Below are 25,944 nucleotides of genomic sequence, written 5' to 3'. Positions count from 1 at the left end.
CCGCGTGAAGGCCCGCACCCGCGCCGCCGCGATCCTGCTGACCCCCTTCTTCCTGCTGTTCACCGCGGTGATGGTGGTGCCGATCGGCTACGCGGTCTGGCTCAGCCTCTTCACCGAGAAGCAGTCCGGACTGGGCTTCGGCGGCGCCGAGACCGTCTTCACCGGCCTCGACAACTACACGGCGGCGCTGGGTGACCCGGCCTTCCGCGAGGGCTTCGGCGTCCTGCTCGGCTACTGCCTGCTCTACATCCCGCTGCTGCTCGTCGGGGCCCTCGGGCTCGCCCTGCTGCTCGACTCGGCGCTCGCCCGCGCCCGCCGCTTCTTCCAGCTCGCGCTGTTCCTGCCGCACGCCGTCCCCGGCATCATCGCCGCCCTGATCTGGGTCTACCTCTACACGCCCCAGCTCAGCCCGGTCGTGAAGGCCATGGAAGGGGGAGGGATCGGCTTCGACTTCTTCTCCCCCGAGGGCGCCCTGCCCTCCGTCGTGAACATCGCCCTGTGGGAGTGGCTCGGCTACAACGTGGTGATCTTCTACGCGGCCCTCCAGGCCATCGACCGCTCCGTCCTGGAAGCGGCCACCGTCGACGGGGCGGGGGCCTGGCGCATCGCCTTCTCCGTCAAGGTCCCGCTGGTCAGGGCCTCGCTCGCGATGGTCGGCCTCTTCACGGTCATCGGCTCCCTCCAGCTCTTCACCGAACCGCTCATCCTCAGCAAGGGCACCGGCTCCGCCGTCACCTCCACCTGGACGCCCAACATGTACGCCTACACCGCGGCCTTCGACCGCAACGACTACGGGCTCGCCGCGGCGGCCTCCGTGCTCCTCGCCCTGACGGCCGCGCTGCTCTCCTTCGCGGTGACGCGCCTGACCGGCCGCCGGACGGCACGGAAGGAGCGCACCGCATGAGCGCCCTCCGCGCGGGAAAGCCCCGCCCCGCCGGCCGGTGGCTCTCGCAGGGCGCGGTCAACGGCGCCCTCGTCCTCGCCACCGTCTACATGCTCTTCCCGCTGGTCTGGCTGCTGACCGCCGCCACCAAGGACGCCGGCGGCCTGCTCGCCGGAAACGCCTTCTCCTTCGAGGGCTTCGACCTCGGCGGCAACCTCTCCCGGCTCGCCGAGCACAACGACGGCATCTACTTCCACTGGTACCTGAACAGCCTCCTCTACGCCGGAGTCGGCGCCCTCGCCTGCTCGTTCGTCAGCGTCGCCGCCGGATACGCCTTCCACGTGTACGACTTCCGGGGCAAGGAGAAGCTCTTCGGCCTCGTCCTGCTCGGCGTGCTCGTCCCCACCACCGCGCTCGCCCTGCCGATGTACCTCCTGGCCAGCGAGATCGGGATCGTCAACACCTACGGGGCCGTCCTGCTCCCCGTCCTCGTCAACCCCTTCGGCGTCTACCTCTCCCGGGTCTTCTGCGCCGGCTACGTCCCCGACGAGGCCCTGGAGGCCGCCCGCATCGACGGGGCGGGCGAGCTGCGCGTCTTCTGGTCGATCGGCCTGCGGACGGTCATGCCCGGCTTCGTGACCGTCTTCCTCTTCCAGTTCACCGCCGTCTGGAACAACTTCTTCCTCCCCCTGGTGATGCTGTCCGACCAGAAGCTGTACCCGCTGAGCCTCGGCCTGTACGCGTGGAACAGCAACGCCCACGCCGAACCCGACCACTACCCCCTCGTCGTCACCGGCTCCCTGCTCGCCGTCGTCCCCCTCGTCATCGCCTTCGTCTCCCTCCAGCGCCACTGGAAGGCCGGCCTGACGGCCGGCAGCGTCAAGTGAGGAAGGCCTGCTCCCCCATGCGCCCCACCCCTGACAACCACCCCGACAACCGCCCCTCCCTCCTCCTCGCGATGGGCCCGGGCGTCGACGACCGCCTGTTCACCGAGGCGCACCGCGCCCGCCTGGCGGTCCTGACCCGCACCGATCCGCGCCTGGTCGCCCACGACCTGACGGCCCCGGACGCGCGGACGGCCGCCGCCCTCGCGGAGGCCGAGATCCTCCTGACCTGCTGGGGCGCGACCCCGCTCACCGCCGGGGTCCTGGACCGGGCGCCCCGGCTGCGGGCCGTCGTCCACGCGGCCGGCTCGGTCAAGCACCACGTCACCGACGCCTGCTGGGAACGGGGCCTGCGGGTCACGTCGGCCGCCGCCGCCAACGCGCTGCCGGTCGCCGAGTACACGCTCGCCGCGATCCTCCTCGCCGGGAAGCGGGTCCTGCGCTCGGCCCAGCGGTACGCCGAACTGCGCACCGACCACGCCTGGCTGGAGGAGTCCGCCGGCTGGGGCAACCACCGCCGCACGGTCGGCATCGTCGGCGCCTCCCGCATCGGCCGCCGGGTGATCGACCTCCTGACCCCCTTCGACTTCGAGGTCCTGCTGTACGACCCGTACACCGACGTCCCGGGCGTGGAGGCCGTGTCCCTGGACGAACTCTGCGCCCGCAGCACGGTCGTCTCGGTCCACGCGCCGCAACTCCCCTCCACCCACCACATGATCGGCGCGGCACAACTGGCGGCGATGCCGGACGGAACGACCCTGATCAACACGTCCCGGGGCTCCCTGGTGGACGAGTCCTCCCTCCTCCCCCACCTCCGGACGGGCCGCCTCCACGCGGTCCTCGACGTCACGGACCCGGAACTCCCCCGCCCCGACTCCCCCTTGTGGACCCTCCCGAACGTCCTCCTCACCCCGCACGTGGCGGGCTCCCTGGGCAACGAACTGCACCGGATGGCGGAGCAGGCGGTGGGGGAGGTGGAGCGCTACGTACGGGGGGAGGGGTTCTTGGAGGAGGTGCGGGCGTCGGACCTGACGCGGTCGGCGTGATCGGACGCGATGCGACACGAGCAAGACGTCCACGAGCCCGATCCCCGCTCCGGTCTCGAACGGTCCGTCGTCCATCAGTGCCGTGGCCCCGTGCCGCCAGGGCGCCCCGCACTCCCCGAACCTAGAATGGAGACGTCCCTGCCGCCCCGGGAGGCGTCATGAGCTTCGTACAGATCATCGACTGCAGGACGAGCCGCTTCGACGAGATGAACCGGCTCATGGACCGGTGGGCCGAGCAGACCGAGGGGAAGCGGACGGCCACCCACAGCGTCCTCGGGAAGGACCGGTCCGACGGGACCCACTTCATGGAGATCATCGAGTTCCCCTCGTACGACGTGGCGATGCGGAACTCCCACCTCCCGGAGACCGACCGGCTCTTCCACGAGATGGTCGCGCTCTGCGACGGGATGCCGACTTTCACGGACCTGGACGTCGTGCGGGACGAGCAGCTGTACAAGGCCGCCGCGCGCCGGTTCCTGGAGCTGATCGGCACGCCGGGGGAGCTTCCGCCGCTGGACGAGGTGATCGCCGAGGGGTGCCACAGCCACGACCCCTCCGACGTGCAGGACCCGATCGGCATGGACGCGGTCCGCCGCGGGATCGGGATGTGGCGGCAGGGGTTCGACTTCGCCTTCGCCGTCGAGGACCAGATCGCCGAGGGCGACCGCGTCTGCACCCGCTGGACCTGCGACGCCACCCACACCGGCGACTTCATGGGCCTCCAGCCCACCGGCATCGACGTCCGGATCACCGGGACGCTGATCCAGCGGTTCCGGGAGGACGGCAAGGTCGTCGAGGACTGGTGGCAGTACGACATGCTCGGGCTGATGGAGCGGCTCGGCGCGGTGGAGGAGTAGCCGGGGGGAGAAGCACCGAGGCCCGGTGCCCCCGCGACGGGGACACCGGGCCTCGGTGTTCGGTTACGACGTGCCTCAGTGCGAGTGGCCGTGACCGTGGCCGTGGCCGTGGTCCGCCGGCTCCTCTTCCTTCTTCTCCACCACGAGGGTCTCGGTGGTGAGGAGGAGGGAGGCGATCGAGGCGGCGTTCTCCAGGGCGGAGCGCGTCACCTTCACCGGGTCGATGACGCCGGCCTTGACCAGGTCGCCGTACTCGCCGGTCGCGGCGTTGAAGCCCTGGCCCTTGTCGAGCTCCGCCACCTTCGAGGTGATGACGTAGCCCTCCAGGCCCGCGTTCTCGGCGATCCAGCGCAGCGGCTCGACGGCGGCGCGGCGGACGACCGCGACACCCGTGGCCTCGTCGCCGGTCTTGTCGAGGTTGCCCTCCAGGACCTTGACGGCGTGGACGAGCGCGGAGCCGCCACCGGAGACGATGCCCTCCTCGACCGCGGCGCGGGTCGCGGAGATGGCGTCCTCCAGACGGTGCTTCTTCTCCTTCAGCTCCACCTCGGTGGCGGCGCCGACCTTGATGACGCACACGCCGCCGGCCAGCTTCGCGAGGCGCTCCTGGAGCTTCTCGCGGTCCCAGTCGGAGTCCGTGGACTCGATCTCGGCCTTGATCTGGTTGACGCGGCCCTGCACCTCGGACGAGTCGCCGCCACCGTCGACGATGGTGGTGTCGTCCTTGGTGATGGTGACGCGGCGGGCGGTGCCGAGCACGTCCAGGCCGGCCTGGTCGAGCTTGAGGCCGACCTCCTCGGCGATGACGGTGGCACCGGTGAGGGTGGCGATGTCGCCGAGCATGGCCTTGCGGCGGTCGCCGAAGCCGGGGGCCTTGACGGCCACGGCGTTGAAGGTGCCGCGGATCTTGTTCACGACCAGGGTCGACAGGGCCTCGCCCTCGACGTCCTCGGCGATGATCAGGAGCGGCTTGCCGGCGCCGGCCTGGATGACCTTCTCCAGGATGGGCAGCAGGTCCTGGATCGAGGAGATCTTGCCCTGGTTGATCAGGATGTACGGGTCGTCGAGGACGGCCTCCATGCGCTCCTGGTCGGTCACCATGTACGGGGACAGGTAGCCCTTGTCGAAGGCCATGCCCTCGGTGAAGTCGAGCTCCAGGCCGAAGGTGTTGGACTCCTCGACGGTGATGACGCCGTCCTTGCCGACCTTGTCCATCGCCTCGGCGATGAGCTCGCCGACCTGCTGGTCCTGCGCGGAGAGCGCGGCGACGGCGGCGATGTCCGACTTGTCGTCGATCGGGCGCGCGGTGGCGAGGAGCTCCTCGGAGACGGCCTTGACGGCGGCGTCGATGCCCTTCTTCAGGGCGGCCGGGGAGGCGCCGGCGGCGACGTTGCGCAGACCCTCGCGGACCAGGGCCTGGGCGAGCACGGTGGCGGTGGTGGTGCCGTCGCCCGCGATGTCGTTGGTCTTGGTCGCCACCTCCTTCACCAGCTGGGCGCCGAGGTTCTCGTACGGGTCCTCGATCTCGACCTCGCGGGCGATCGTGACACCGTCGTTGGTGATGGTGGGGGCGCCGAACTTCTTGTCGATGACGACGTTGCGGCCCTTGGGGCCGATCGTCACCTTCACCGTGTCGGCAAGCTTGTTGACGCCGCGCTCAAGGGCGCGACGGGCGTCCTCGTCGAACTTCAGGATCTTCGCCATGGGAGCGGTTCAGCCCTCTCGGAATTCTGGTGGAACGAACGGCGCCCCGGGGCGCCCAGGAATGGGGCCTCGGGGCGCAGCTCAAAGCCTTCTGGCCTGGGGTGACTTACTTCTCGACGATCGCGAGCACGTCGCGGGCCGAGAGGACGAGGTACTCCTCGCCGTTGTACTTCACCTCGGTGCCGCCGTACTTGCTGTAGAGCACGACGTCGCCGGTCTTGACGTCGAGCGGCAGGCGCTCGCCGTTCTCGAAGCGGCCCGGGCCCACGGCCAGGACGACGCCCTCCTGGGGCTTCTCCTTGGCGGTGTCCGGGATGACCAGGCCAGAGGCGGTGGTCTGCTCGGCGTCGAGCGGCTGGACCACAATGCGGTCCTCGAGCGGCTTGATGGCAACCTTGGAGCTGGTGGTCGTCACGATCCGACCTCCCCCTTCGGAGATCACGGGGTTGACTGTCTGAGGTGGCGAACCAGGTGGATCCGTCGTCGCGGGTGCCGGACCTGCCCGTCGCTGTGTTGGCACTCTCCGGTGGGGAGTGCCAGAGCCGAGACTATGACCGCGATTAGCACTCGGTCAAGCGGAGTGCCAATTCATCGCTCCGTGGCGTGACCGGGGGCGCGGTTGTGCGGGGTTCCGGGGCCCTCGGACAGCGCCTCCCCTCCCGGTCCGCGGTCCGTACGGCCGCGCGTTCGACCGGTTTCCCCTCCACCGCGGCCCGTCCGGTCCGCTCCCGCTCCCCCGGGGACGCCGACGCCCGGGGTCCCACCCCCTCCGCCGCCCTCCGGCCGAGCCGTTCGATCGAGTCGACCGGGTCGGCCGAGGAGGCGCAGCCGGCGAGGGCCGGGAGGGCGAGCAGCGCTCCGGTCAGGACCAGGGCGGCGGTCCGCCGCCGCCGCCCGCACCCGCCGGGCCTCACACGTAGTCCTCCAGCTTCGCGACCGCGTACCCCTTGGCCGTGATCACGTTCATCACGCGGCGGACCATGTCGGCCATGCTGCCCTTCCAGTCCTCCTCGCCCCGGAAGTGGGTGAGGACGATGTCGCCGGGGTGCAGGTCCCGGTCCCACTCGCGCCACTCCATGCGGTCGGGGAAGGCCTCGGCGGCCCACAGCGGGACGGCCTTGATGCCGCAGGACTTGGCCACGCGCAGGGTGTCGTCGTTGTAGTTGCCGTACGGCGGGCGGAAGAGCTCGGGCCGCTTGCCGAACTTCTTCTCGATGACGTCCTGCATGCCGCAGATCTCGCGCTTCTGCTGGCTGTACGAGAGTCCGGGCAGGTAGCGGTGGTTCAGGGTGTGGTTGTGGAGGGCGACCCCGCCCTTCTGCGACTTCTGCATCCGGGAGAAGTAGGCGTAGTCGTCGCTGACGACGTAGTCGCTGAGGAAGGCGCTGTACGGGATCTTCAGCTCGTCCATCATCCGCAGCAGCTCGGGGTCCTTCTCCGAGCCGTCGTCGATCGTCAGGAAGACGACCTTCTCCTTGGTCGGCACGGTGGTGAAGACGGGCGGCACGCCCTCGCTCCTCGTCTCGAAGCCCTTGCGCGTGGTGATCTCCGGCTTCACGGCGGGCGGGGCCGGCGCTTCGAGCGGGGGCTCGGCGAGGCCCCACTTCTTGGCGGCGAGCGCGCGGGCGGCCTTCCGGGCGCGGAGCTCCTCGGCCTTCCCGACCTGCGGTTCGGGCGCGGCGGCGCCCTGCTTCGGGGTCTGCCGGCCGGAGGCGGGGGAGGGCGGCGCGGCGCGGTCCGGTCCGGCGCCGGAGCAGGCCGTGGCGACGGAGGCGAGGGCGGCGACGACGAGCGCCGCTCCGAGTGTCCGACGGGAGCGGGGCGCGCCTTTTCTCATCTTCTGTTCCTTTTGTCGTACGAGCTGCATGGCGCCGCATCCTGTCAGCGCGGCGGCCCCTTCCGGCCGCGACACCGCCGTACCCGGCCCACCGTCCCCCGGCCGGCCCACAGCGCCCCCGGGGGCCTGCGCGGGGGCCGGAACCGGAGGGCCGGGGCGGGGGCCGGACCCGGAGGGCCGGACCCGGGAGGCCGGAACCGGAAGGGCCTGCGCGGGGGCCGGAACCGGAGGGCCGGGGCAGGGGCCGGAGCCGGGAGGCCGGAACCGGGAGGGCCGGGGCAGGGGCCAGAATGGGACGGGTGACCGACCTCGCCTCCTTCGCCGCCCTGCTCGCCCCCGAGGGGCAGACGCTCCTCGCCGCCCTGCGCGACTACGACCCCGCCCGGGAGCTGGCGGTCGCCTCCCGGCTGCGCCGCGACCACCCCGCCGAGCTGGTCACGGCGGCGCTCGGCCAGGCGCGGCTGCGGCAGCGGGCGGTGGCGAAGTTCGGCGCGGAGGACGCGTACCGGATGTACTTCACGCCGAACGGCGTCGAGCAGTCGACCCGGGCCTCGGTCGGCGCGCACCGGGCGGGCCGGATGAAGGCGCTGGGCGTGCGCAGCGTGGCGGACCTGTGCTCCGGGATCGGCGGCGACGCGATCGCCCTGGCCCGCGCCGGGATCTCCGTCCTCGCCGTCGACCGCGATCCGCTGACCGCCGAGGCGGTCCGCGCCAACGCCGAGGCGCTCGGCCTGTCCGGCCTGATCGAGGTGCGGTGCGCGGACGTGACGGAGATCGACACGAGTCCGTACGACGCGGTCTTCGTCGATCCCGCGCGGCGCGGGGGCCGGGGCAGGGTCTTCGATCCGGAGGCGTACTCGCCGCCGCTGTCCTGGGCGGTCGAGGCGGCCCGGAAGGCCCCGCGGGCGGCCCTGAAGGTGGCGCCCGGCATCCCGCACGAGGCCGTTCCGGCGGAGGCCGGGGCCGAGTGGATCTCGGACGGCGGGGACGTGAAGGAGGCCGTGCTGTGGTTCGGCACGGAGCCGGGCGCGCGCCGGGCCACGCTGCTGCCCTCCGGCGCGACCCTCGCCGGACGCGGGCTGCCCGACCCGGCGGTCCGGCCGGTCGGGCGCTACCTGTACGAGCCGGACGGCGCGGTGATCCGCGCGCACCTGGTGGCGGAGGCGGCCGAGGAGCTGGACGGCGGCCTGATCGACGAGACGATCGCGTACGTGACCTCGGACGTCCTGGCCCCGACGCCGTACGCCGCCGCGTACGAGATCACCGACGAACTCCCCTTCAACCTCAAGAAGTTGAAGGCACTGCTGCGGGAGCGGGAGGTCGGCACGCTGACCGTGAAGAAGCGGGGCTCGGCGGTCGAGCCGGAGGAGATCCGGCGCAAGGTGAAGCCGAAGGGCCCGAACGCGGCGACGGTGCTGCTCACTCGGGTCGCGGGGGCTCCGACGATGCTGATCGGGCGGCCCGTCCGGGCGGCCGGGGGCGCGTGAGCCCGCGTCTCCGCGAGGGCTCCCCCGGTACGGCTCGGAGGCCGTCGAACGGAGGGATGATCCGTACGACCGCGATCAGCCGGGCCCTCGGTGCCGCGGGGAAGTAGAACCACCCGCCGGCCGCGTCCATGCGCCGCGGCCCGCCCGGCCTCGGCCCTTCGCCCGGATCACCGACGTCCGCGCCCCTCCCGGCGAGGTCCACCGGCTGGGACGTCAGGCGTTCGGCCTCAGCGACCACCGGTGCCGGAACGCCTCCCGCGACGTGCACGGCGCCGGGGTCGTGCTCCCAGCGCCGGCGCTCACTCACCGCCGGTTCCCGACAGCGCGTCCCGGGCGTCGTCGAGCGGGCGGCCCGGCCGGGCCGCGGCCTCCCTCACCCGGTCCGCGTCGCCGGTGCGGTCACGTGTTCTCCCATGCCCGGGATCGTGAACCGTACGGCAGGCCCGGCGAGCGGAAACCCGAAGCCGCCGTCCGATCCGGTGTCCTCAGACGTAGTCCTCCAGCCGCGCCACCGTGAAGCCCTGCTCCTGGACGCGGCGGAGCATCGTGGCCGTCATCTCGGTCATCGTGCGGCCCTTGAGCTCGGACGGGCCGCGGAAGTGGGCGAGGACGATGTCGCCGGGGTGGAGCTTCCGGTCGCCGCGCTGGTACTGCATGTCCCGGATCTGCATGGACTCGCGCCACAGCACGATCGCGTCCACCCCGCAGGTCCCGGCCGCCGTGCGCGTGGCCTCGTTCCAGTTGCCGTACGGCGGGCGGAAGAGGCGCGGGGCCGTGCCGTACCGCCGCTTCAGCCTCTCCTGCTGGCCGCAGATCTCCCGGCGCTGGGCCTCCGGGGAGAGGGTGCGCAGGTTGGGGTGGGTGAGGGTGTGGTTGGCCACGCCGTGGCCCTGGGCGACGAGCGGCGAGAAGTAGGCGTAGTCGGTGCGGATGGCGGAGTCGGTCAGGAACATGGTGAAGGGGACCTTGAGCTCCTCCATCATCGTGACGAACTCGGGGTCCTTCTCCGCCCCGTCGTCGATCGTGAGGAAGACGACCTTCTCGTCGGTGGGGATCTCGCTGATCACCGGCACCGGCTCCCCCGCCTTGCGGACCACCGGCTTCACCGCCGGCGGCGCGGGCGGGGCCGCGAAGGGCTTCAGGCCCCACTTCCGGTACGCGGCGGCCTCCGCCGGAGCGCCCGGGGCCCCGGTCCCGGCGGTGGGCCGGGGCGCGGACGACGTCGGCGCGGACGACGTCGGCGGGGCCGGGGCGGGCGCGGCGGGGTGCTCCGCCGTGCAGCCGGTCACCAGGAGGGCCGCGGCGGTCAGCGCCGCCCAGAGCGCGATCGTCTTCTTCACGGGCCGGGAGATGCCCGCGCGCCCCGAAAGGTTGCCCGGCGGTCGCGCGTGTGACCGAACGGACATCCGTCCGTACGGCTACTCGACCGCTTCGAACCGCCAGCGGTGGACCGGCCGGGTGATCAGCTCCGCGTCCGGCTCGGGCAGCTCCGGCAGCTCCGCGTCGAAGGCCTCCGCCTCCCACCAGGTGAGGACGAGGACCCGGTCCTGGGGCGCCCGGAAGACCTCCCGGCGCTCCGGCTCGTACGCGAGGACGCGGGCCCGCTCCCGGGCCCACTCCAGGAGCTCGGGGCCCCGCCCCCGCGCCGCCCGCGCCTCCCACATGAGGGTGAGCCTCACGAGTACAGGTTCTCCTTGCTGACCTCGTGCACGTGGTCGTGGTCGTGCGCGTGGGCGCCCGGCACGTGCGGGTCCGTCACCGGCAGCGAGGAGTCCGCCGACAGCCCCAGGTCGGAGGCGGCCCGGCCCCGGGAGACCATCTCGGAGCCGAGGGCCGCGACCATCGCGCCGTTGTCCGTGCACAGGCCCGGCCGGGGCACCCGCAGCCGGATCCCGGCGCGCTCGCAGCGCTCCTCGGCGAGGGCGCGCAGCCGCGAGTTCGCGGCCACTCCGCCGCCGATCATCAGGTGGTCGACGCCCTCGTCCTTGCAGGCCCGGACGGCCTTGCGGGTGAGCACGTCCACGACCGCCTCCTGGAAGGACGCGGCCACGTCCCGCACCGGCACCTCCTCGCCGGCCGCCCGCTTCGCCTCGATCCAGCGGGCCACGGCGGTCTTGAGCCCGGAGAAGGAGAAGTCGTACGCCGGGTCCCTGGCGCCGCTCAGGCCGCGCGGGAAGGCGATGGCCTTCGGGTCGCCCTCCCTGGCGAGCCGGTCGATGACCGGTCCGCCGGGGAAGCCGAGGTCGAGCACGCGGGCGATCTTGTCGAAGGCCTCGCCGGCCGCGTCGTCGATGGTGGCGCCCATCGGCCGCACGTCGGAGGTGATGTCGGTGGAGAGCAGCAGCGAGGAGTGCCCGCCGGAGACCAGGAGGGCCATCGTCGGCTCGGGCAGCCTGCCGTGCTCCAGCTGGTCGACGCAGATGTGCGAGGCCAGGTGGTTGACGCCGTAGAGCGGCTTGCCGAGGGCGTAGGCGTACGCCTTGGCCGCCGAGACGCCGACGAGCAGCGCGCCGGCGAGGCCGGGTCCGGCGGTGACGGCGATGCCGTCGAGGTCCTTCGCGGAGATCCCGGCGGTCTTCAGGGCGCGCTCGATCGTCGGGACCATCGCCTCCAGGTGCGCGCGGGAGGCGATCTCGGGCACGACGCCGCCGAAGCGGGCGTGGGTGTCGACGCTGGAGGCGATCGCGTCCGCGAGGAGGGTGGTCCCGTGGACGACGCCGACGCCGGTCTCGTCGCAGGAGGTCTCGATGCCGAGCACCAGGGGTTCGTCAGCAGCCATCAGATATCGGTTCCGGTTCCTTGGACGGTCAGTCGCATCACGAGCGCGTCGACGTTTCCGGGCTGGTAGTAGCCGCGCCGGAAACCGATGGGCTCGAAGCCGAAGCGCTCGTAGAGCTTCTGGGCCCGGGTGTTGTCCACGCGCACTTCGAGCAGGACCTCGTCGCACTCGAAGGCGGTGGCGTGCTGGAGCAGGTCGGTGAGGAGCCGGGCGCCGAGCCCGGTGCCCCACTGGTCGCGGGAGACGGCGATGGTCTGCACGTCGCCGAGGCCGCCGGCGGCGGCGAGCCCGGCGTACCCGACGACCCGGCCGCCGGGGTCCTCCGCGACGACGTACCGGCGGGTGGCGCCCGGCCCCCGGGAGTGCGCGAGCTCGGACCAGAACATCCCGGCCGACCAGGCGTCCTCGGGGAACAGCTCGTCCTCCAGGGCGAGCACCGGTTCGATGTCCCACCAGCGCATCTCGCGCAGTTCCGCGCCGCCGGTCACTTGGGCGTGACCACCTTGTAGTTCTTCGGCACCTGGGCGTCGGGGCGGCGCAGGTACATCGGCAGCGGGTCGAGGAAGCCCTCGGCGTCCCCGGCCCCCAGCCTCTCCGCCGCGAGGGCGGCGAGCGCGGCGGCCGACTGGTGCTCGGGGTCGCGGGCGTCGGGGAAGGCCTCGGGGTAGAGGCGGGCGCCCGCGCCGACGACCGGGAGCCCGGCGAGGGCCCCGGCGATGTCGGCGGGCCGGTCGACGGCCGCGTCGGTCGTGCGGGTGCGGGAGTCGTCGTACCGCGCCCAGTAGACCTCCTTGCGGCGCGCGTCCGTGGCGACGGCGAAGGGCCCGTCGATCCCGGAGGCGTACGCGAGGCCGTCGAGGGTGCACAGGCCGTGCACGGGCACGCCGAGCGCGGACGAGAAGGCCGCGGCCGTGACGAGGCCGACGCGCAGACCGGTGTACGGGCCGGGGCCGACGCCGACGACCACGCCGGTGACCGCGTCGAGCTTCAGTCCGGCCTCGGCGAGGACCCGGTCGACGGCGGGCAGCAGCAGCTCCCCGTGGCGGCGGGCGTCGACCCTGCTCGACGAGGCGACGACGGCCTCGCCGTCGTGGAGGGCGACGGTGACGGCGGGGGTGGCGGTATCCATGGCGAGCAACAGCACGCGAACAGCCTACGGCTCCCGGGCACGCTGCCCCGACCCCCGGGGCGGCGGCTGCTACCGTCACCCTTCGACACATTCGTACGAGAGGTGGGCACGGTGGCACGGAGCAGCTCGGGATTCGTGGCCGGGCTCACGGCCGCGGCGGTCGCCGCGGTCTGTTTCCTCGCCTACCAGGCCTCGGCGAACGTCCCCGCGGACCTGTCGGCCAAGCCGAAGACCCCGGGCACGGCGGCTCCCTCGACCTCCCCGAGCGGCGGTCCGAAGCGGCAGGACCGCGACCCCCTCGCCGTCCCGGCGGCCTCCGGCACCGGGGAGCGGGTCGTGTACGGCCTCGCCGACCGCCGGGTGTGGCTGGTGAACGGCGGCGGCAAGGCCACCCGCACGTTCACGGTGATGCCGAGCACGGTGTCCCCGCCGCCGGGCACGTACGCGGTGACCTCGCGGTCGGGCACGGTGCGCGGCTCGGACGGGGTGCAGATCGAGCACGTGGTGCGGTTCGCGACGACCCAGGACGTGGCGGTCGGCTTCAGCGCGGCGGTGGACGGCTCGATGCCGGAGCCCGACCCGACGAAGAAGACCGGCGGCGTCCGCATGAAGCGGGCCGACGGGAACGCGCTGTGGACGTTCGCGGTGATCGGCACGAAGGTCGTCGTCGTCCCCTGAACCACCGGGCCCCTTCCCTTCGGGTCCGCCCCGGGCGCGGGTTCCGACCCAGGCTCCGGCTCCGGCTCCGGCTCCGGCTCCGGCTCCGGCTCCGGCTCCGGCCATGATCGGCGAGGCACCCCCTAGGCGGCCTCGTCCTCCTCGGCCCGCCCGTACGCGTCGTACCCGGCGTCCCGCTCCCGCGCGTCGTCCTCGGGCCGTGGTCTCGGCGGGGTCGAGAGGGCGCGGGCGGCCACGCAGGACGCCAGCAGCTCACTCATCGTGACGTGCTCCCGACCGGGTTCCGCGCGCTCCGGCGTCGCCATGCCTGCCTCCCGTAGGTTAGGTACACCTAACCAGCTCGTGCGTCCATGGGAACACGGCGCGCACGGCCCACGCAACATTGTGCCGACACGTTGTCGGAACATACGTGGGGAGCGGAACGGCGAAGGTCAGAGCGCGCCCAGCTCCTCCCCCGCCCAGCGCTCCCCGACGCCGCGCAACAGGACCGTGCGCCGGTCGTCGTCGGTGTCGCCGGTGACGCGGTGGATCAGGACGTGCAGCCGGTCGTCGGTCAGCTCCTCGACCTTGCCGTCGCCCCACTCCACGACCACGACGGACTCGGGCAGCGAGACGTCCAGGTCGAGGTCCTCCATCTCGTCGAGCCCGCCGCCGAGGCGGTACGCGTCGACGTGGACCAGGGCCGGGCCGCCGACCAGGGACGGGTGGACACGGGCGATGACGAAGGTCGGGGAGGTGACGGCGCCGCGCACCCCGAGCCCCTCGCCGAGGCCGCGGGTGAGGGTCGTCTTCCCGGCGCCGAGCTCGCCGGTGAGCATGACGAGGTCGCCGGGGCGGAGCACCGCGGCGAGCCGGCGGCCCAGCTCCTGCATCCGCTCCGGGGAGTCCACGGAGAGGGTGGCCTCGGAGACGGGCGTGGCGTCGGCGGGTGCGGAGGGTACGGGCGGGTGCGCTGCTTCCATACCGCCAATCTAGCTTTTTCCGGGCTCCGTCCCCGCCGTCGTCGACTCCGGCACGGTCCCGGTCCGTACGAGCAGGTCGGCGAGGCGGTCGGTGACGGCCTCCGGGTGCTCCAGCATCACCAGGTGGCCGCCGTCCGGGACGATCACCAGCTCGGCGCCGGGCAGGAGGGCGGCGATGGCCTCGGTGTGGGAGCTGGGGGTGACGAGGTCGCGGTCCCCGGCGAGCGCGAGCGCCGGCAGGTCGCGGAGGGCGGGCAGGGCGGCGGACTTGTCGTGCTCCGCGAAGGCCGGGTAGAAGGCGGCGACGACGTCGATGGGGGTGGACTCGATCATCCGCTCGGCGAAGCGGGCGACCGCCGGGTCCACGTCCTTCGAGGCGAACGAGTACTTCTTGACGAGCCCGGCGAAGAGGTCGGCCGTCGCCCGGCGGCCGCGCTCGACCAGCTCCGCCTGGGCGCCGAGGGTCCGCAGGACGCCCGGCAGGATCCGCCGGACGGCGTTGACGCCCATGACGGGCAGCCCGTACGTCACCTCGTTCAGCTTTCCGGCGGAGGTGCCGACGAAGGCGACGCCGACGACGCGGTCGCGCATCAGCTCCGGGTACCGCTCGGCGAACGCCATCACCGTCATGCCGCCCATGGAGTGCCCGACGAGGACGAGGGGGCCCTCGGGGGCGGCGACGTCGACGACGGCCTTGAGGTCGCGGCCGAGCTGTTCGATGGAGACGGGGACGGCGTCGGGTCCGGCCTGGGCGACGCCCTGCCCCGATCGCCCGTGGCTGCGCTGGTCCCAGTGGACGGTCCGCACGAGACCGCGCAGGGCGGCCCGCTGGAAGTGCCAGGAGTCCTGGTTGAGGCAGTAGCCGTGGCTGAAGACGACGGTGACGGGGGCGGGTTCGCGGCGCCCGAAGAGGCGCCGGAGCCGGGCGGGGGCCTCGGCGCCGTCACCGTCGCCGACCTCGTCGACCTCGTAGTAGAGCACGGTGCCGTCGTCGGCGAGGGCGCGGCCGGGGGTGCCCCGGAGTCCCCCGTAGGGGCCGGCGGCGTCCAGGGCGAGCCGCGCCTTCTGGCGCACGGAACGGCCGACGGTGAGCCGTTCGACGGCGACCCCGGCGGCGGCTCCGGCCGCCAGGACGCCTATCGCGGCGCCGGCGAAACCGGCGCGGCGCCAGGTGCCGCCACTACTGGACTCCCCCACGGCCGTTCCTCCTCATTCGCCCGGGTAGACGCGCGGGACGCGCGCCCCGATCCGGGTGACGATCTCGTACGCGATGGTGCCGGCGGCCACCGCCCAGTCCTCGGCGGTCGGTTCGCCCCGGTCGCCGGGGCCGAAGAGCACGGCCTCGGTGCCGGCCTCGGGGGTCTCCCCGCCGAGGTCGAGCACGAACTGGTCCATGGCGACGCGGCCGGCGATCGTGCGGACGGTGTCCCCGACGAGGACGGGGCCGCGACCGGAGGCGTGCCGGGGGACGCCGTCGGCGTACCCGAGGGGCACGAGCCCGAGGGTGGTCTCGCCTTCGGTGACGTAGTGGTGCCCGTAGCTGACGCCGTGTCCGGCCGGGACCTGCTTGACGAGCGCGACGCTCGCCTTGAGCGACATGACGGGCCGCAGGCCGAGTTCGGCGGAGGTGCCGAGCTCGGGACCGGGCGAGATGCCGTAGACGGCGATGCCGGGCCGGACGAGGTCGAAGTGGGCCTCGGGGAGGGTGAGGGTGGCCGGCGAGTTGGCGATGTGCCGGACCTCGGGCTCGACGCCGGCCTTCTCGGCGTAGTCGAGCATCGAGCGGAAGACGTCGAGCTGGGCGGCGACGGAGGGGTGGTGGGGCTCGTCGGCGCAGGCGAGGTGCGACCAGAGCCCGGTGACCTTGAGCAGTCCCTCGGCCTCGGCCCTGAGCGCCTCCCCGACGAGCTCGGGCCAGTCGGCGGGCTGGCAGCCGTTGCGGCCGAGGCCGGTGTCGGCCTTGAGCTGCACGCGCGCGCCCTTCCCGGTGGCCCGGGCCGCCGCGACGACCTCCCGCAGGGCCCACATCCCGCTGACGGACATGTCGAGCCCGGCCTCGATGCCCCGGTCCCAGGGGTCGCCGGGGGTCCAGAGCCAGCACATGACGGGAACGTCCGTGATCCCGGCGGCCCGCAGCGCGAGCGCCTCGTGCGGGGTGGCCGTGCCGAGCCAGTCCGCCCCCGCCTCCAGGGCGGCGCGGGCACAGCGCAGGGCGCCGTGTCCGTACGCGTCGGCCTTGACCACGGCCATGATCCGGACGTGGGGGGCGACGCGGGCGCGCAGCGTGCGGACGTTCGCACGCAGCGCGGCGAGGTCGATCTCGGCGCGGGCTCTGCGGGGCGGCGGTGTCTCAGTCATCGCGCCCAGTCTCTCAGGTGCGCTCCCCGGCGCCGCTTTCCCGGGCTGTAGCGCCGATCACCCTTACGGGCGACACCCCGGGAATCCTGCTCGTCCCGGGCCGTCCTACGACGGGTTCCTCACGTCCTCCCACGCCCCCCGCAACGCCCCCGCCACCTCCGTCGCCGTGACCGGGGCCGTGCCCGACGAGGCGCGGCGGGCGGCGAGGCCGTGGAGGTAGGCCGCGCAGGAGGCCGCGTCGACGGGCGGGAGGCCCGCCGCGAGCAGGGAGCCCGCCAGACCGGAGAGGACGTCGCCGCTCCCGGCGGTGGCGAGCCAGGACGTCCCGGTCGGGTTCACCCGTACGGGAGCGGCGCCGCCGCACACCAGCGTCGTGGAGCCCTTGAGGAGGACCGTCGCGCCGAAGCGGCCGGCCAGTTCGCGGACCGCCGCGAGCCGTCCCGCCTCGACCTCCTCCCGGGGGACGGAGAGCAGCGCCGCCGCCTCGCCCGCGTGCGGGGTGAGGAGGGTGGGGGCGTCCCGGCCCCGTACGGCCGCCGGGTCGAGTCCCCGCAGCCCGTCCGCGTCGACCAGGACCGGCACGTCCGAGGCGAGGACGTCGGCGACCGCCTCCCGCGCCCCGGGCGCCTCCCCGAGCCCCGGCCCGACGACCCACGCCTGGACCCGTCCGGCCTTCTGCGGCGGCCAGGGGTGCACCAGGGTCTCGGGGTGCGCGGCGAGCACCGCGTCCCCGCCGGCCCCGACGTACCGCACGGCCCCCGCGCCGCCCCGCAGCGCCCCGGTCACGGCGAGCACGGCGGCGCCGGGGTAGCGGGTCGAGCCGGCGACGACGCCGACGACCCCGCGCCGGTACTTGTCGCTCTCGGCGCCCGGCACCGGCAGCAGCCGCGCCACGTCCTCGTGCTGGAGCGCCTCCAGGTCCGGCACCCCCGGCAGGACCGCGCCGAGCCCGATGTCCACGAGCCGCAGCGCGCCGGCGTACGCGTGCGCCGGGTCGACGAGCAGTCCCGGCTTGTACGTACCGAAGGTGACCGTGACGTCGGCCCGCAGCGCCTCTCCGGCGACCTCCCCGGTGTCGGCGTCGACGCCGCTGGGCAGGTCGACGGCGACCACGACGGCGTCGGAGCCGCGCGCGGCCCGGGCGACGGGGACGGCGTCGGGCCGCAGCCCGCCGCGTCCGCCGATGCCGGTGATCCCGTCGAGGACGAGGTCGGCCCCGGCGAGCGGCGCGAACGGGTCGTCCGCGATCCGCCCGCCCGCCGCCCGGAGGGCCGCGAGTCCGCCCTCGTGGGCGCGCGCGCCGAGCAGCACGGCGGTCACGCCCGCGCCGCGCCGGGCGAGCCGGGCCCCGGCGTACAGCGCGTCGCCGCCGTTGTCGCCGGTCCCGACGAGGAGGACGACCCTGGCCCCGTACACCCGTCCCCTCCCGAGCAGCGAGCAGCAGGCGGCGGCGAGTCCGGCGGCGGCCCTGCCCATGAGGGCGCCCTCCGGGAGGCGGGCCATGAGGGCGGCCTCGGCGGCCCGGACGGTCTCCACGCGGTAAGCGGTACGCATGTCCAGCAGTCTGCCGCAGGCGGCGGAGGGGCGCCCGGAAGAGGGCTGCCCGGAGAAGGCCCGCCTGGAGGAAGCCCGCCCGGAGGGGGTCCGCCCGGAGGGGGCCGTTCCGAGAGGGCCCATCCCGAGAGGGCCCGTCCCGAGAGGGCCCGCCCCGAGAGGGTTGACATCGTCCGCCATTCAACTTAGCTTAGGCTTGCCTAAGTAAGTCGGATGGCGTCACACCACTCCGCACGCGCGCGGTACACACATTCCGTCGCCGGCCCTGGCAGCCGCGCGCGCCACACGACCCGGGGCCCGGCCGTTTCCGAACGGCCGGGCCCCGGGTCGTACCGCTCACCCCTCCGCGATCACCACCGCCGACGCCACTCCCGCGTCGTGGCTCAGCGACACGTGCCAGTGCCGCACGCCCAGCTCCACCGCCCGGGCCTCCACCGTCCCCCGCACCCGCAGGCGCGGCTGCCCGGTCTCCTCGACGTACACCTCGGCGTCCGTCCAGAGCAGTCCGGCCGGCGCGCCGAGCGCCTTCGCCAGGGCCTCCTTCGCGGCGAAGCGCACGGCGAGCGAGGCGACCCCGCGCCGTTCGCCGCTCGGGAGCAGCAGTTCGTCCTCGACGAAGAGCCGGTCGAGGAGCCCCGGCGTCCGCTCGATCGACGCGGCGAACCGGTCGATCTCCGCCACGTCGATCCCCACCCCGATGATCATGTCCCGCCCACTCCCCTGTCCCACTCGTCTCGCGGCCCCCGTCACTCCACGGTCACCGACTTGGCCAGATTGCGCGGCTGGTCGACCTCGTTGCCCCGCGCGGTGGCGAGCTCGCAGGCGAAGACCTGGAGCGGCACCGTGGAGACCAGCGGCTGGAGCAGCGTAGGCGTGGCGGGGATCCGGACGAGGTGGTCGGCGTACGGGACGACCGTCTCGTCCCCCTCCTCCGCGATCACGATCGTGCGGGCGCCGCGCGCCCTGATCTCCTGGATATTGGAGACGATCTTGTCGTGGAGGACGGAGCGGCCCTCCGGCGAGGGCACCACGACCACGACCGGCAGGTCCTCCTCGATGAGGGCGATCGGCCCGTGCTTCAGCTCCCCGGCGGCGAAGCCCTCGGCGTGCATGTACGCCAGCTCCTTGAGCTTCAGGGCGCCCTCCAGGGCCACCGGGTAGCCGACGTGGCGGCCGAGGAAGAGGACGGTGTCCTTGTGGGCGAGGGAGCGGGCGAGGGCCCGGACCGGCTCCATGGTCTCCAGGACCCGCTCGACCTCGTCGCCGATCCGCGCCAGCTCGCGGACGACGGCGTGGATCTCGTCGCCCCACTGGGTGCCGCGGACCTGGCCGAGGTAGAGCGCGAGGAGGTAGCAGGCGACGAGCTGGGTCAGGAAGGCCTTGGTGGAGGCGACGGCGACCTCGGGCCCGGCGTGCGTGTAGAGCACGGCGTCGGACTCGCGCGGGATGGTGGAGCCGTTGGTGTTGCAGACGGCGAGGACCTTCGCGCCCTGCTCGCGCGCGTGCCGCAGCGCCATCAGGGTGTCCATGGTCTCGCCGGACTGGGAGATCGCGATGACCAGGGTGCGCGGGCCGAGGATCGGGTCCCGGTAGCGGAACTCGCTGGCGAGCTCGACCTCGCAGGGGATGCGGGTCCAGTGCTCGATGGCGTACTTGGCGATGAGCCCGGCGTGGAAGGCGGTGCCGCACGCGATGACGACAATCTTGTCGGCCTCGCGGAGCACGGTGTCGGGGATGCGCACCTCGTCGAGGGTGAGGCGCCCGGAGGCGTCGATCCGGCCGAGGAGGGTGTCGGCGACGGCCTTGGGCTGCTCGGCGATCTCCTTGAGCATGAAGTGGTCGTAGCCGCCCTTCTCGGCGGCGGAGGCGTCCCAGTCGACGTGGTAGGCCCGCACGTCGGCGGACGCCCCGTCGAAGTCGGTGACGGTGACGCCCTCGCGGGTCAGCTCGACGACCTGGTCCTGTCCCAGCTCGATCGCGGAGCGGGTGTGGGCGATGAAGGCGGAGACGTCGGAGGCGAGGAAGTTCTCGCCCTCGCCGACGCCGACGACGAGCGGGGAGTTGCGGCGGGCGCCGACGACGGCGTCCGGCTGGTCGGCGTGCACCGCGACCAGGGTGAACGCCCCGTCGAGCCGCCGGCACACCAGCCGCATGGACTCGGCCAGGTCCCCGGTGGAGGAGAACTCCTCGGCGAGCAGGTGCGCGACGACCTCGGTGTCCGTCTCCGACGTCAGGTCGTGGCCGCGCCCGGCCAGCTCCTCGCGCAGGGCGGCGAAGTTCTCGATGATGCCGTTGTGGACGACGGCGACCCGCCCGGCGTTGTCCAGGTGCGGGTGCGCGTTGGCGTCGGTCGGGCCGCCGTGGGTGGCCCAGCGGGTGTGCCCGATCCCCACGGAGCCGCCGGGCAGCGGCCGTTCGGCCAGCTCCTTCTCCAGGTTGACGAGCTTCCCCGCCCGCTTCGCCGCGGCGAGCCCCCCGTCGGAGAGCACCGCGACACCGGCCGAGTCGTAGCCCCGGTATTCGAGCCGCTTGAGACCCGCGACCACCACATCAAGCGCCGACTGCCCGCCGACGTATCCCACGATTCCGCACATGTCGGAAGAGTACGGCGGAACCCGCCCCACCGGACGGAGCCGACACGGGGTCGGCCCGGTGGGGCGGAGCGCGCGAAGGGCCGCACCCCCGGACGGGGTGCGGCCCTCGGTGGGCTCACCGTGACGGGTGACCCGGACGGCTCACGTCAGGCGAAGCGGCGTCACCAGGTGCCCGCCGGGGCGTACCAGGTGGACGTGGGCCGGTCGACCGTTCCCGCCTCGTTGCCGTAGAAGGTGAAGACGCGCGTCTCCCCGACCGCGTAGTTGTACGACACGGTGAGGTCGGAACGTCCGTCGCCGTTCACGTCGCCGGCGACCAGGTTCCCGGTGCTCGTCGCGTACCAGTTGCCGGGAAGGCTGGCGTACGGGGTGACGAAGCCGTCGAAACCGCCGTCGGCACGGGCGTGGAAGATCCGGATCTCGGTCCGCCCGTCGTCGTACCCGTACATCACCGCGAGGTCCTCGCGGCCGTCCTTGTTGAAGTCGGCCATGGTCATCTTGCCCCGGTCGCGCTCCCAGACGCCGGCGGGCACGTACCACGAGCCCGTGTAGTAGTTCAGGGTGCCGTCGGCCTTCGCCGTCATGGTGAAGAGCCTGGCCTCTCCCGTGGAGTAGCCGTAGAGGGCGACGATGTCGTCCCGGCCGTCGCCGTTCGTGTCACCGATGGTGTAGCGGGCGCCCGTCGCCCACCAGTGGCCCTTCTCCGTGACGAACGACCGCACGGGGTTCTCGAAGGTCCCGTCGGCACGGGCCAGGGCCTTGAAGACGCCCATGATGCCGTCGCCGTAGTCGTAGACGAAGGCGAGGTCGTCACGGCCGTCGCCGTTGAGGTCGGCCGCCATCTGTGTGCTCCGGTTCCAGTCCCAGCCCGTGGCGAGGCTGATGCTGGTGCGGATGACCGGCGGGCCCGCGGGCTGGGTCAGGAACGAGAAGGCGGTCACCCGGCCGTCCGAGTAGCCGTAGAAGCCCATGAGGTCGTCGCGGCCGTTGCCGTCGAAGTCGCCGGACGTCCACCTGCTGTGGCTGTAGTTCCAGTCGCCCGGGTTCTCGGTGGCGAAGTACTCCTGCGGCGGGTTGTGCCCGCCGTCGGCGTTGGCCTTGGCGACGTACAGGCCGATGCTGTCCTTCTCGTAGTTGTAGACGGTGTAGACGTCGGTCCTGCCGTCGCCGTCGTAGTCGCCCGCCAGGTCCGTCCGCAGGTGCGCGGTCCGGTCCGTCGGGGCGTGCGCGGCCACCTGGTTGCTCTCGCGGTTCCAGCGGACGTAACCGGTCTGGAAGTCCGAGCGCTGCCCGCCGTAGACCGAGTACTCGGCGGACGTGGGGAACCCGAGGCTTCCGTTGTGCCCGTTCAGGCTCAGCCAGTGGGTCCGGATGGTGCCGACCACCGGCCAGGCGCCGGTCGCGCTGCTCCAGTAGAAGGAGATGTTGTTGCCGCTGGTGACCTTGTGGCGGAAGTGCTGGACCAGGCCCGGCTTGGTCGCCGTCGCCGTCTCGGCGCCGACCGGATAGCCGTAGACGGCGGGACCGCCGAGCTTCACGTACTGGCTGTAGATGGCACCACGGATCACCTGGGATCCGCTGAGGACGTGCGAGTAGATGGCGCCGGCTCGGCCGGCCTTGCTGAAGGTGATGGCCGTGCCTCCCGCAACGTGCGTCGGGAGTTCGTCGGAGGTCGGGTAACCGAGGTCACCGGTCTCTCGTCCGATGCCGTTCCACCTGATGAAGACGCCGTCGGCGACGGACCAGGCGCCGGTCGCCTTGCTCCAGGAGATGGTGCGGTTGGTCGTCGTCGTTCCGGCTTCGGCGAAGTTGACGAACCGGCCGCCGTCACTGACGTTGGTGACGCCGCCCGTCGGCTTGCCGAAGCCGGCGACGCCGCCGAGCGACTCGAACTTGCCGAGGATCGGCCCGCAGACGGAGAAGGTCCCCGAGCCCGACGCGGCGGGGAAGGACTTGCAGTCCGCCCAGTCGTAGCCCGTGGTGGCGAGGTGCCTCGCCGCACCGAAGGCGGAGCCGCCGGTGAGGGCGCGGCCCGGGAACTCGACCGTGCGGCCCGCGCCGTCGCGCGACCACAGGTCGGCGTAGCCGTTGCCCTCGAAGTCACCGGTGGTGGTCAGGTGCGGATAGTCGGTGCCCTTGAAGCCGGTGCCGATCGAGGTGGTCCGGACCTCGGGGTCGCCGAACACGGAGAGGTCGGTGGCGACACCGCTCGGGTCGGGGATCTCCGGCTTACTGCTCGTGTAGGTGTGGACGGTCCCCGCGACGGTGTCACGCGCCCAGATCTCCGGAACGCCGTCCTTGTTCAGGTCGCCGGGGGTCATCAGGGTCATGTTCTGCCAGTCGGCGTTGCCGAGAGGGATGGGGGAGCCGAGTTCGTCGAGGAATTCGGACCCCCGGCTGCCCAGGTAGAGCCAGAGCGAGGACCCCTCCTTCACCAGGAGGTCGGGGTTGTCCAGGTCCGAGACGACGCCGTCGTAGTTGTCGTCGTTGAAGCTGGGGACGGAGAGGATGTCGGCACCGTTCCGCCAGTGGGCGTCGACCGAGGTCGGGGCGCCCGAGGCGTCGGTGTCGTCCTCCTCGAGGGTCTTCAACCGCCGACGCGCGTCGGCGTCGTCCTGGAGCTTCCCGTTGCCGTCGCCCTTGTAGGCGTAGAGCTCGTAGGTGCCGCTCTTGTCCTTGGCGGGCTCCAGGGCCAGGAGGTCCTCGTAGTAGTCGGCGTCGTCCCAGCTGCCTCCGTTGGTCACGGGGCCGGCCGCGAACGAGCGCCTGTCGGCGGGCTGCCCCGTGCCGAACGTGCCGTCGCCACGGCCCGGATAGGTCCAGAGCGCTCCCGTTCCGGGGTCGACGGTGACCAGGTCGACGAAGGTGTCACCGTTCAGGTCGCCGAGCCGGTCGCGCTCGGCGGAGCGCGTGGGGACGAACAGGTACGACTTCACCGGGGAACGGTTGTTGGCCGCGTCCTCACTGCGCACGTACAGGTACTGGGGACCGGCACTCAGCGGCTTGGTCTTGATGGTGACCGAACCGCCGGTCGCGGCGGGCTTCGCCGTCTTCTCCTGCGTGTCGAAGTCGGTCCACCAGACGTACTTGACGACGTCCCCGACGCCGCTCGCCCCGAAGGTGAAGCTGCCTTCCGTCCGCGCGGGCATCGCGCAGCTGCCGGTGGCCTGCCCGTTGAGGCACGCTTCGGTGACGTTCTCCGGGAACTGGGGGGAGGCGACCGTCGGCGGCCTGTTCGGCGCTGTCCGGTCGTAGGTGAAGTAGCAGCGACCCGCCCAGCCACTGGTGCCGACGCCGTCCTTGACGATGGCGTCGTAGAAGTACTTGCCGGTCGGGAGCGTCGTCCCCGCCGGAATGCGCAGCATGGCGGTGCCGCCGCTACTGGCGTTGACGATCCGGGGGGTCGAGGTACTCGCCCCGTTCAGCGCGTACCGGAACTCGACCGTGAGGTTGGCGTCCTCGGCGTCCTTGAAGCCCGTCGCCCGCAGGACGATCTCGTCGGTCGTGCCGATGACGCCGCCCTCGCACGGGAGCGACGGGTCGAGCGACAGCTTCGGCTTGGTCGGAAGGGTGTTGTAGTGCGTGGAGACCCGCACCGAGTGGGGGTCGAACTTGCGCCACGAGGTGTCGATGGCGTTGGACTTCGAGGTGAGGACGAAGGCCCAGTTGCCCCAGCGGCCGGCGGTGGCGTCCGTGATCGCCTTCGTGACGTCGAACTCGACCAGACCGGCGGTGTCCGCCGGGCAGTTGCGCCCGCCGAAGGACTCGCCGGAGGAGTCCACGATCGCGCCCCACGCGGGCTGGTTGTTGTAGGTGATGTTCTTCGGCAGGGTCTTGCCGATCGTCCGCACCAGGATGTCGCCGGACTGGCAGGACCAGGAACCGGCGTGCGTCTGCTTGATGCGCAGCGTCGACTTGATGATCTGCTTGCCGCCGAGGGTCCCGACGGGGATGTTGAAGTACGTGTTGGCGCGGGTGGTGCCGCCCCTCGTCGTGTCGTTGGCGTAGCCGACGCGCGCGAAGTCCGAGATGGTCCCGCCGTTGTAGTAGACGGTGTTCTCGCTGCCCGGGTAACCGGTGTGCTTGTAGGCGATCGACCAGGCGTTCTTCCAGGCGTCGGGCGCCCACTTCGGGTCGATGACCACCGGGTACACGGTCTTGGAGTCGTCGAGGAGCTCGGCGTCCGGGGTCAGGGTGAGCTTTCCGGCCTCCAGCTTCACGCCGAGCTTCGCCTGACGGCTGCCCTCGGTGGCGCCGTCCAGGGTGTCCTGGAGGGTCCGCGCGGCCGGAAGGGCGCCCTTGGGCGTCTTCGGGTCGACGCGGGTGGCGGTCTCGGAGCCCGCCGAGTCCCACATCTCGGGCCGCGGGGCGACGAAGAGGGAGGTGCGCGCGGGGGTCTTGGCGAGGATCTCCCCGGTGGCCCCCTGGGCGAGCGTGAGTCCCCGGGTCTTCAGGCCGAACTCGACGGAGCGGACGGCCGGGTTCTTCGCCGCCGCGGGCGTCTTGACGACCAGGGCGTGCGAGAAGGACACGTCGTCCGCGGTGGCGGTGAGGTCGACGCCGGGCAGCACGTTCGCGTACGTGGCGGTCCGGCCCTTCACCGTGGGCCTGGGCAGCTTGCCGTGCGGCCAGGTGAGGCTGACGGTCCGTCCCTCGCGGAACATGGTGGCGAAGACGTCGTCGCCACCGCCCGAGAAGGAGACGGCCATGGCCGACGCCTTGGGGGCGATGCGGCCGCGGGAGTCCGGGGCCAGCGCGGGGTCGATGTCGACGAGCCGGCCGCCCTGGCGGACGCGGACCGGGAGGATCGACCGGTCGACGCGGGCCGTGCCGTCCGGGTTGACGTACACCTCGTCGGTCTCCGTGCGCCGGGAGACGATCTCGACGGGCTCGCCGGTGCGCTTGGCCTGCTGGAGCGCCTGCGCCGTCGCCCTGCTCTCGCGCTCCCCCCGGGTGGCGGCGGGCGCGTCGCCCGGGAGCGCCTCCGGGGCGGTGTGCCCGGGCGGTGCGACGGAGAGGAGCCCCGCGGACATCGTCGCGACGACGAATGCCGAAAGCCCTCTTCTCATGACCCCCCCGGGGTCGGACGTTCTTGACCTGAACACTGTCATGGAGTGGGTTCCGTCCCCATTTCGATGGTGAATTCCGTACGCCCGGAACCGCGCGGCCCTGCCCCGCTTCAGGCGGGGAAG

22 protein-coding genes are annotated in these 25,944 nt (G+C 72.8%); 6 read left to right on the top strand and 16 right to left on the bottom strand.

The genetic code is table 11. The features are described from left to right. Window positions 1–4 precede the first annotated feature (4 nt). The 4 genes from ACIQKA_RS00555 (at window position 5) to ACIQKA_RS00540 (ending at window position 3,670) form a co-directional block, all read left to right on the top strand. On the top strand, window positions 5–904 hold the full coding sequence (locus ACIQKA_RS00555) for an ABC transporter permease subunit (RefSeq protein WP_391093474.1): 900 nt from the start codon (window positions 5–7) through the stop codon (window positions 902–904). Continuing rightward, the gene (locus ACIQKA_RS00550) at window positions 901–1,770 is read left to right on the top strand and encodes a carbohydrate ABC transporter permease (protein WP_383158163.1); all 870 of its coding nucleotides are present in this window, start codon (window positions 901–903) and stop codon (window positions 1,768–1,770) included. Before ACIQKA_RS00555 ends, ACIQKA_RS00550 begins: the two co-directional genes overlap by 4 nt. Window positions 1,771–1,787: 17 nt before the next feature. Further along, on the top strand, window positions 1,788–2,813 hold the full coding sequence (locus tag ACIQKA_RS00545; protein ID WP_402539553.1) for a hydroxyacid dehydrogenase: 1,026 nt from the start codon (window positions 1,788–1,790) through the stop codon (window positions 2,811–2,813). Between the two features lie 158 nt (window positions 2,814–2,971). Then, window positions 2,972–3,670, top strand: coding sequence for an ester cyclase (locus ACIQKA_RS00540; protein ID WP_383429353.1), 699 nt, complete (start codon window positions 2,972–2,974; stop codon window positions 3,668–3,670). A 75-nt stretch (window positions 3,671–3,745) separates the two neighbouring features. On the opposite strand, the gene groL is transcribed toward ACIQKA_RS00540, so the two are convergent. From groL to ACIQKA_RS00525, 3 genes are all read right to left on the bottom strand, one after another. Further along, complete coding sequence (gene groL / locus ACIQKA_RS00535) at window positions 3,746–5,374, bottom strand: chaperonin GroEL (protein WP_356541324.1); 1,629 nt, start codon at window positions 5,372–5,374, stop codon at window positions 3,746–3,748. Window positions 5,375–5,480: 106 nt separating this feature from the next. Continuing rightward, window positions 5,481–5,789, bottom strand: a complete 309-nt coding sequence (groES, locus tag ACIQKA_RS00530; RefSeq protein WP_015035628.1) for a co-chaperone GroES — start codon at window positions 5,787–5,789, stop codon at window positions 5,481–5,483. 495 nt (window positions 5,790–6,284) lie between these two features. Further along, entirely contained in the window at window positions 6,285–7,211 is a 927-nt protein-coding gene (locus ACIQKA_RS00525; RefSeq protein ID WP_402539551.1) for a polysaccharide deacetylase family protein, read from the bottom strand. 290 nt (window positions 7,212–7,501) lie between these two features. On the opposite strand from ACIQKA_RS00525, the gene ACIQKA_RS00520 reads away from it, so the two are divergent. Further along, window positions 7,502–8,698 carry a THUMP-like domain-containing protein gene (locus ACIQKA_RS00520; protein ID WP_383429350.1) on the top strand — a complete coding sequence of 399 codons (1,197 nt, stop codon included), beginning with the start codon at window positions 7,502–7,504 and terminating at the stop codon, window positions 8,696–8,698. A gap of 485 nt (window positions 8,699–9,183) precedes the next feature. On the opposite strand, the gene ACIQKA_RS00515 is transcribed toward ACIQKA_RS00520, so the two are convergent. The 5 genes from ACIQKA_RS00515 to tsaB all read right to left on the bottom strand — a co-directional run bounded on the left by ACIQKA_RS00515 (window position 9,184) and on the right by tsaB (window position 12,621). Next, on the bottom strand, window positions 9,184–10,038 hold the full coding sequence (locus tag ACIQKA_RS00515) for a polysaccharide deacetylase family protein (RefSeq protein WP_386364994.1): 855 nt from the start codon (window positions 10,036–10,038) through the stop codon (window positions 9,184–9,186). A 78-nt stretch (window positions 10,039–10,116) separates the two neighbouring features. Beyond that, complete coding sequence (locus tag ACIQKA_RS00510) at window positions 10,117–10,362, bottom strand: hypothetical protein (protein WP_383158186.1); 246 nt, start codon at window positions 10,360–10,362, stop codon at window positions 10,117–10,119. Between the two features lie 11 nt (window positions 10,363–10,373). Continuing rightward, window positions 10,374–11,477, bottom strand: coding sequence for a tRNA (adenosine(37)-N6)-threonylcarbamoyltransferase complex transferase subunit TsaD (gene tsaD, locus ACIQKA_RS00505; protein ID WP_383158148.1), 1,104 nt, complete (start codon window positions 11,475–11,477; stop codon window positions 10,374–10,376). Next, a complete protein-coding gene (rimI, locus tag ACIQKA_RS00500; RefSeq protein ID WP_383158184.1) occupies window positions 11,477–11,938 on the bottom strand; it encodes a ribosomal protein S18-alanine N-acetyltransferase in 462 nt (153 codons plus the stop codon). The genes tsaD and rimI overlap by 1 nt, the downstream gene beginning before the upstream one ends. A gap of 23 nt (window positions 11,939–11,961) precedes the next feature. Further along, window positions 11,962–12,621, bottom strand: a complete 660-nt coding sequence (tsaB, locus tag ACIQKA_RS00495) for a tRNA (adenosine(37)-N6)-threonylcarbamoyltransferase complex dimerization subunit type 1 TsaB (protein ID WP_383158145.1) — start codon at window positions 12,619–12,621, stop codon at window positions 11,962–11,964. 96 nt (window positions 12,622–12,717) lie between these two features. Between tsaB and ACIQKA_RS00490 the strand changes: the two genes are divergently transcribed. Next, on the top strand, window positions 12,718–13,284 hold the full coding sequence (locus ACIQKA_RS00490; RefSeq protein ID WP_390111105.1) for a hypothetical protein: 567 nt from the start codon (window positions 12,718–12,720) through the stop codon (window positions 13,282–13,284). A gap of 122 nt (window positions 13,285–13,406) precedes the next feature. Here the strand turns inward: ACIQKA_RS00490 and ACIQKA_RS00485 are convergent, their stop codons facing one another. The 8 genes from ACIQKA_RS00485 to ACIQKA_RS00450 form a co-directional block, all read right to left on the bottom strand. Continuing rightward, window positions 13,407–13,544: a hypothetical protein gene (locus ACIQKA_RS00485; RefSeq protein WP_383158140.1), complete on the bottom strand. Its 138-nt coding sequence runs from the start codon at window positions 13,542–13,544 to the stop codon at window positions 13,407–13,409. A gap of 171 nt (window positions 13,545–13,715) precedes the next feature. After that, the gene (gene tsaE, locus ACIQKA_RS00480) at window positions 13,716–14,246 is read right to left on the bottom strand and encodes a tRNA (adenosine(37)-N6)-threonylcarbamoyltransferase complex ATPase subunit type 1 TsaE (protein ID WP_383158137.1); all 531 of its coding nucleotides are present in this window, start codon (window positions 14,244–14,246) and stop codon (window positions 13,716–13,718) included. 9 nt (window positions 14,247–14,255) lie between these two features. Beyond that, on the bottom strand, window positions 14,256–15,443 hold the full coding sequence (locus tag ACIQKA_RS00475; RefSeq protein WP_383441740.1) for an alpha/beta fold hydrolase: 1,188 nt from the start codon (window positions 15,441–15,443) through the stop codon (window positions 14,256–14,258). Between the two features lie 12 nt (window positions 15,444–15,455). Beyond that, the gene (gene alr / locus ACIQKA_RS00470) at window positions 15,456–16,604 is read right to left on the bottom strand and encodes an alanine racemase (protein ID WP_383158132.1); all 1,149 of its coding nucleotides are present in this window, start codon (window positions 16,602–16,604) and stop codon (window positions 15,456–15,458) included. A gap of 105 nt (window positions 16,605–16,709) precedes the next feature. Continuing rightward, window positions 16,710–18,158 (bottom strand): NAD(P)H-hydrate dehydratase, encoded by a 1,449-nt coding sequence (locus tag ACIQKA_RS00465; RefSeq protein ID WP_383158130.1) that lies wholly within the window; start codon window positions 18,156–18,158, stop codon window positions 16,710–16,712. 336 nt (window positions 18,159–18,494) lie between these two features. Further along, a complete protein-coding gene (locus tag ACIQKA_RS00460; RefSeq protein ID WP_381435361.1) occupies window positions 18,495–18,863 on the bottom strand; it encodes a holo-ACP synthase in 369 nt (122 codons plus the stop codon). A 41-nt stretch (window positions 18,864–18,904) separates the two neighbouring features. Continuing rightward, entirely contained in the window at window positions 18,905–20,752 is a 1,848-nt protein-coding gene (gene glmS, locus ACIQKA_RS00455) for a glutamine--fructose-6-phosphate transaminase (isomerizing) (protein ID WP_383152603.1), read from the bottom strand. 161 nt (window positions 20,753–20,913) lie between these two features. Continuing rightward, window positions 20,914–25,785: an FG-GAP-like repeat-containing protein gene (locus ACIQKA_RS00450; RefSeq protein ID WP_402539549.1), complete on the bottom strand. Its 4,872-nt coding sequence runs from the start codon at window positions 25,783–25,785 to the stop codon at window positions 20,914–20,916. Between the last annotated feature and the right edge of the window lie 159 nt (window positions 25,786–25,944).

This window comes from Streptomyces sp. NPDC092045, from assembly GCF_044756005.1.
GTDB lineage: Bacteria > Actinomycetota > Actinomycetes > Streptomycetales > Streptomycetaceae > Streptomyces.
Note: the sequence above shows the minus strand (reverse complement) of the source record. Positions and strands in the feature narration are given on the sequence as shown.

Excerpts from the sequence above, each read along its gene's own strand:
- ACIQKA_RS00550 (WP_383158163.1), top strand. The coding sequence starts at position 901 with ATGAGCGCCCTCCGCGCGGGAAAGCCCCGCCCCGCCGGCCGGTGGCTC.
- ACIQKA_RS00545 (WP_402539553.1), top strand. The coding sequence starts at position 1,788 with ATGCGCCCCACCCCTGACAACCACCCCGACAACCGCCCCTCCCTCCTC.
- ACIQKA_RS00540 (WP_383429353.1), top strand. The coding sequence starts at position 2,972 with ATGAGCTTCGTACAGATCATCGACTGCAGGACGAGCCGCTTCGACGAG.
- groL (WP_356541324.1), bottom strand. The coding sequence starts at position 5,374 with ATGGCGAAGATCCTGAAGTTCGACGAGGACGCCCGTCGCGCCCTTGAG.
- ACIQKA_RS00525 (WP_402539551.1), bottom strand. The coding sequence starts at position 7,211 with ATGAGAAAAGGCGCGCCCCGCTCCCGTCGGACACTCGGAGCGGCGCTC.
- ACIQKA_RS00520 (WP_383429350.1), top strand. The coding sequence starts at position 7,502 with ATGGGACGGGTGACCGACCTCGCCTCCTTCGCCGCCCTGCTCGCCCCC.
- ACIQKA_RS00510 (WP_383158186.1), bottom strand. The coding sequence starts at position 10,362 with ATGTGGGAGGCGCGGGCGGCGCGGGGGCGGGGCCCCGAGCTCCTGGAG.
- tsaD (WP_383158148.1), bottom strand. The coding sequence starts at position 11,477 with ATGGCTGCTGACGAACCCCTGGTGCTCGGCATCGAGACCTCCTGCGAC.
- rimI (WP_383158184.1), bottom strand. The coding sequence starts at position 11,938 with ATGCGCTGGTGGGACATCGAACCGGTGCTCGCCCTGGAGGACGAGCTG.
- ACIQKA_RS00485 (WP_383158140.1), bottom strand. The coding sequence starts at position 13,544 with ATGAGTGAGCTGCTGGCGTCCTGCGTGGCCGCCCGCGCCCTCTCGACC.
- tsaE (WP_383158137.1), bottom strand. The coding sequence starts at position 14,246 with ATGGAAGCAGCGCACCCGCCCGTACCCTCCGCACCCGCCGACGCCACG.
- alr (WP_383158132.1), bottom strand. The coding sequence starts at position 16,604 with ATGACTGAGACACCGCCGCCCCGCAGAGCCCGCGCCGAGATCGACCTC.
- ACIQKA_RS00465 (WP_383158130.1), bottom strand. The coding sequence starts at position 18,158 with ATGCGTACCGCTTACCGCGTGGAGACCGTCCGGGCCGCCGAGGCCGCC.
- ACIQKA_RS00460 (WP_381435361.1), bottom strand. The coding sequence starts at position 18,863 with ATGATCATCGGGGTGGGGATCGACGTGGCGGAGATCGACCGGTTCGCC.
- glmS (WP_383152603.1), bottom strand. The coding sequence starts at position 20,752 with ATGTGCGGAATCGTGGGATACGTCGGCGGGCAGTCGGCGCTTGATGTG.
- ACIQKA_RS00450 (WP_402539549.1), bottom strand. The coding sequence starts at position 25,785 with ATGTCCGCGGGGCTCCTCTCCGTCGCACCGCCCGGGCACACCGCCCCG.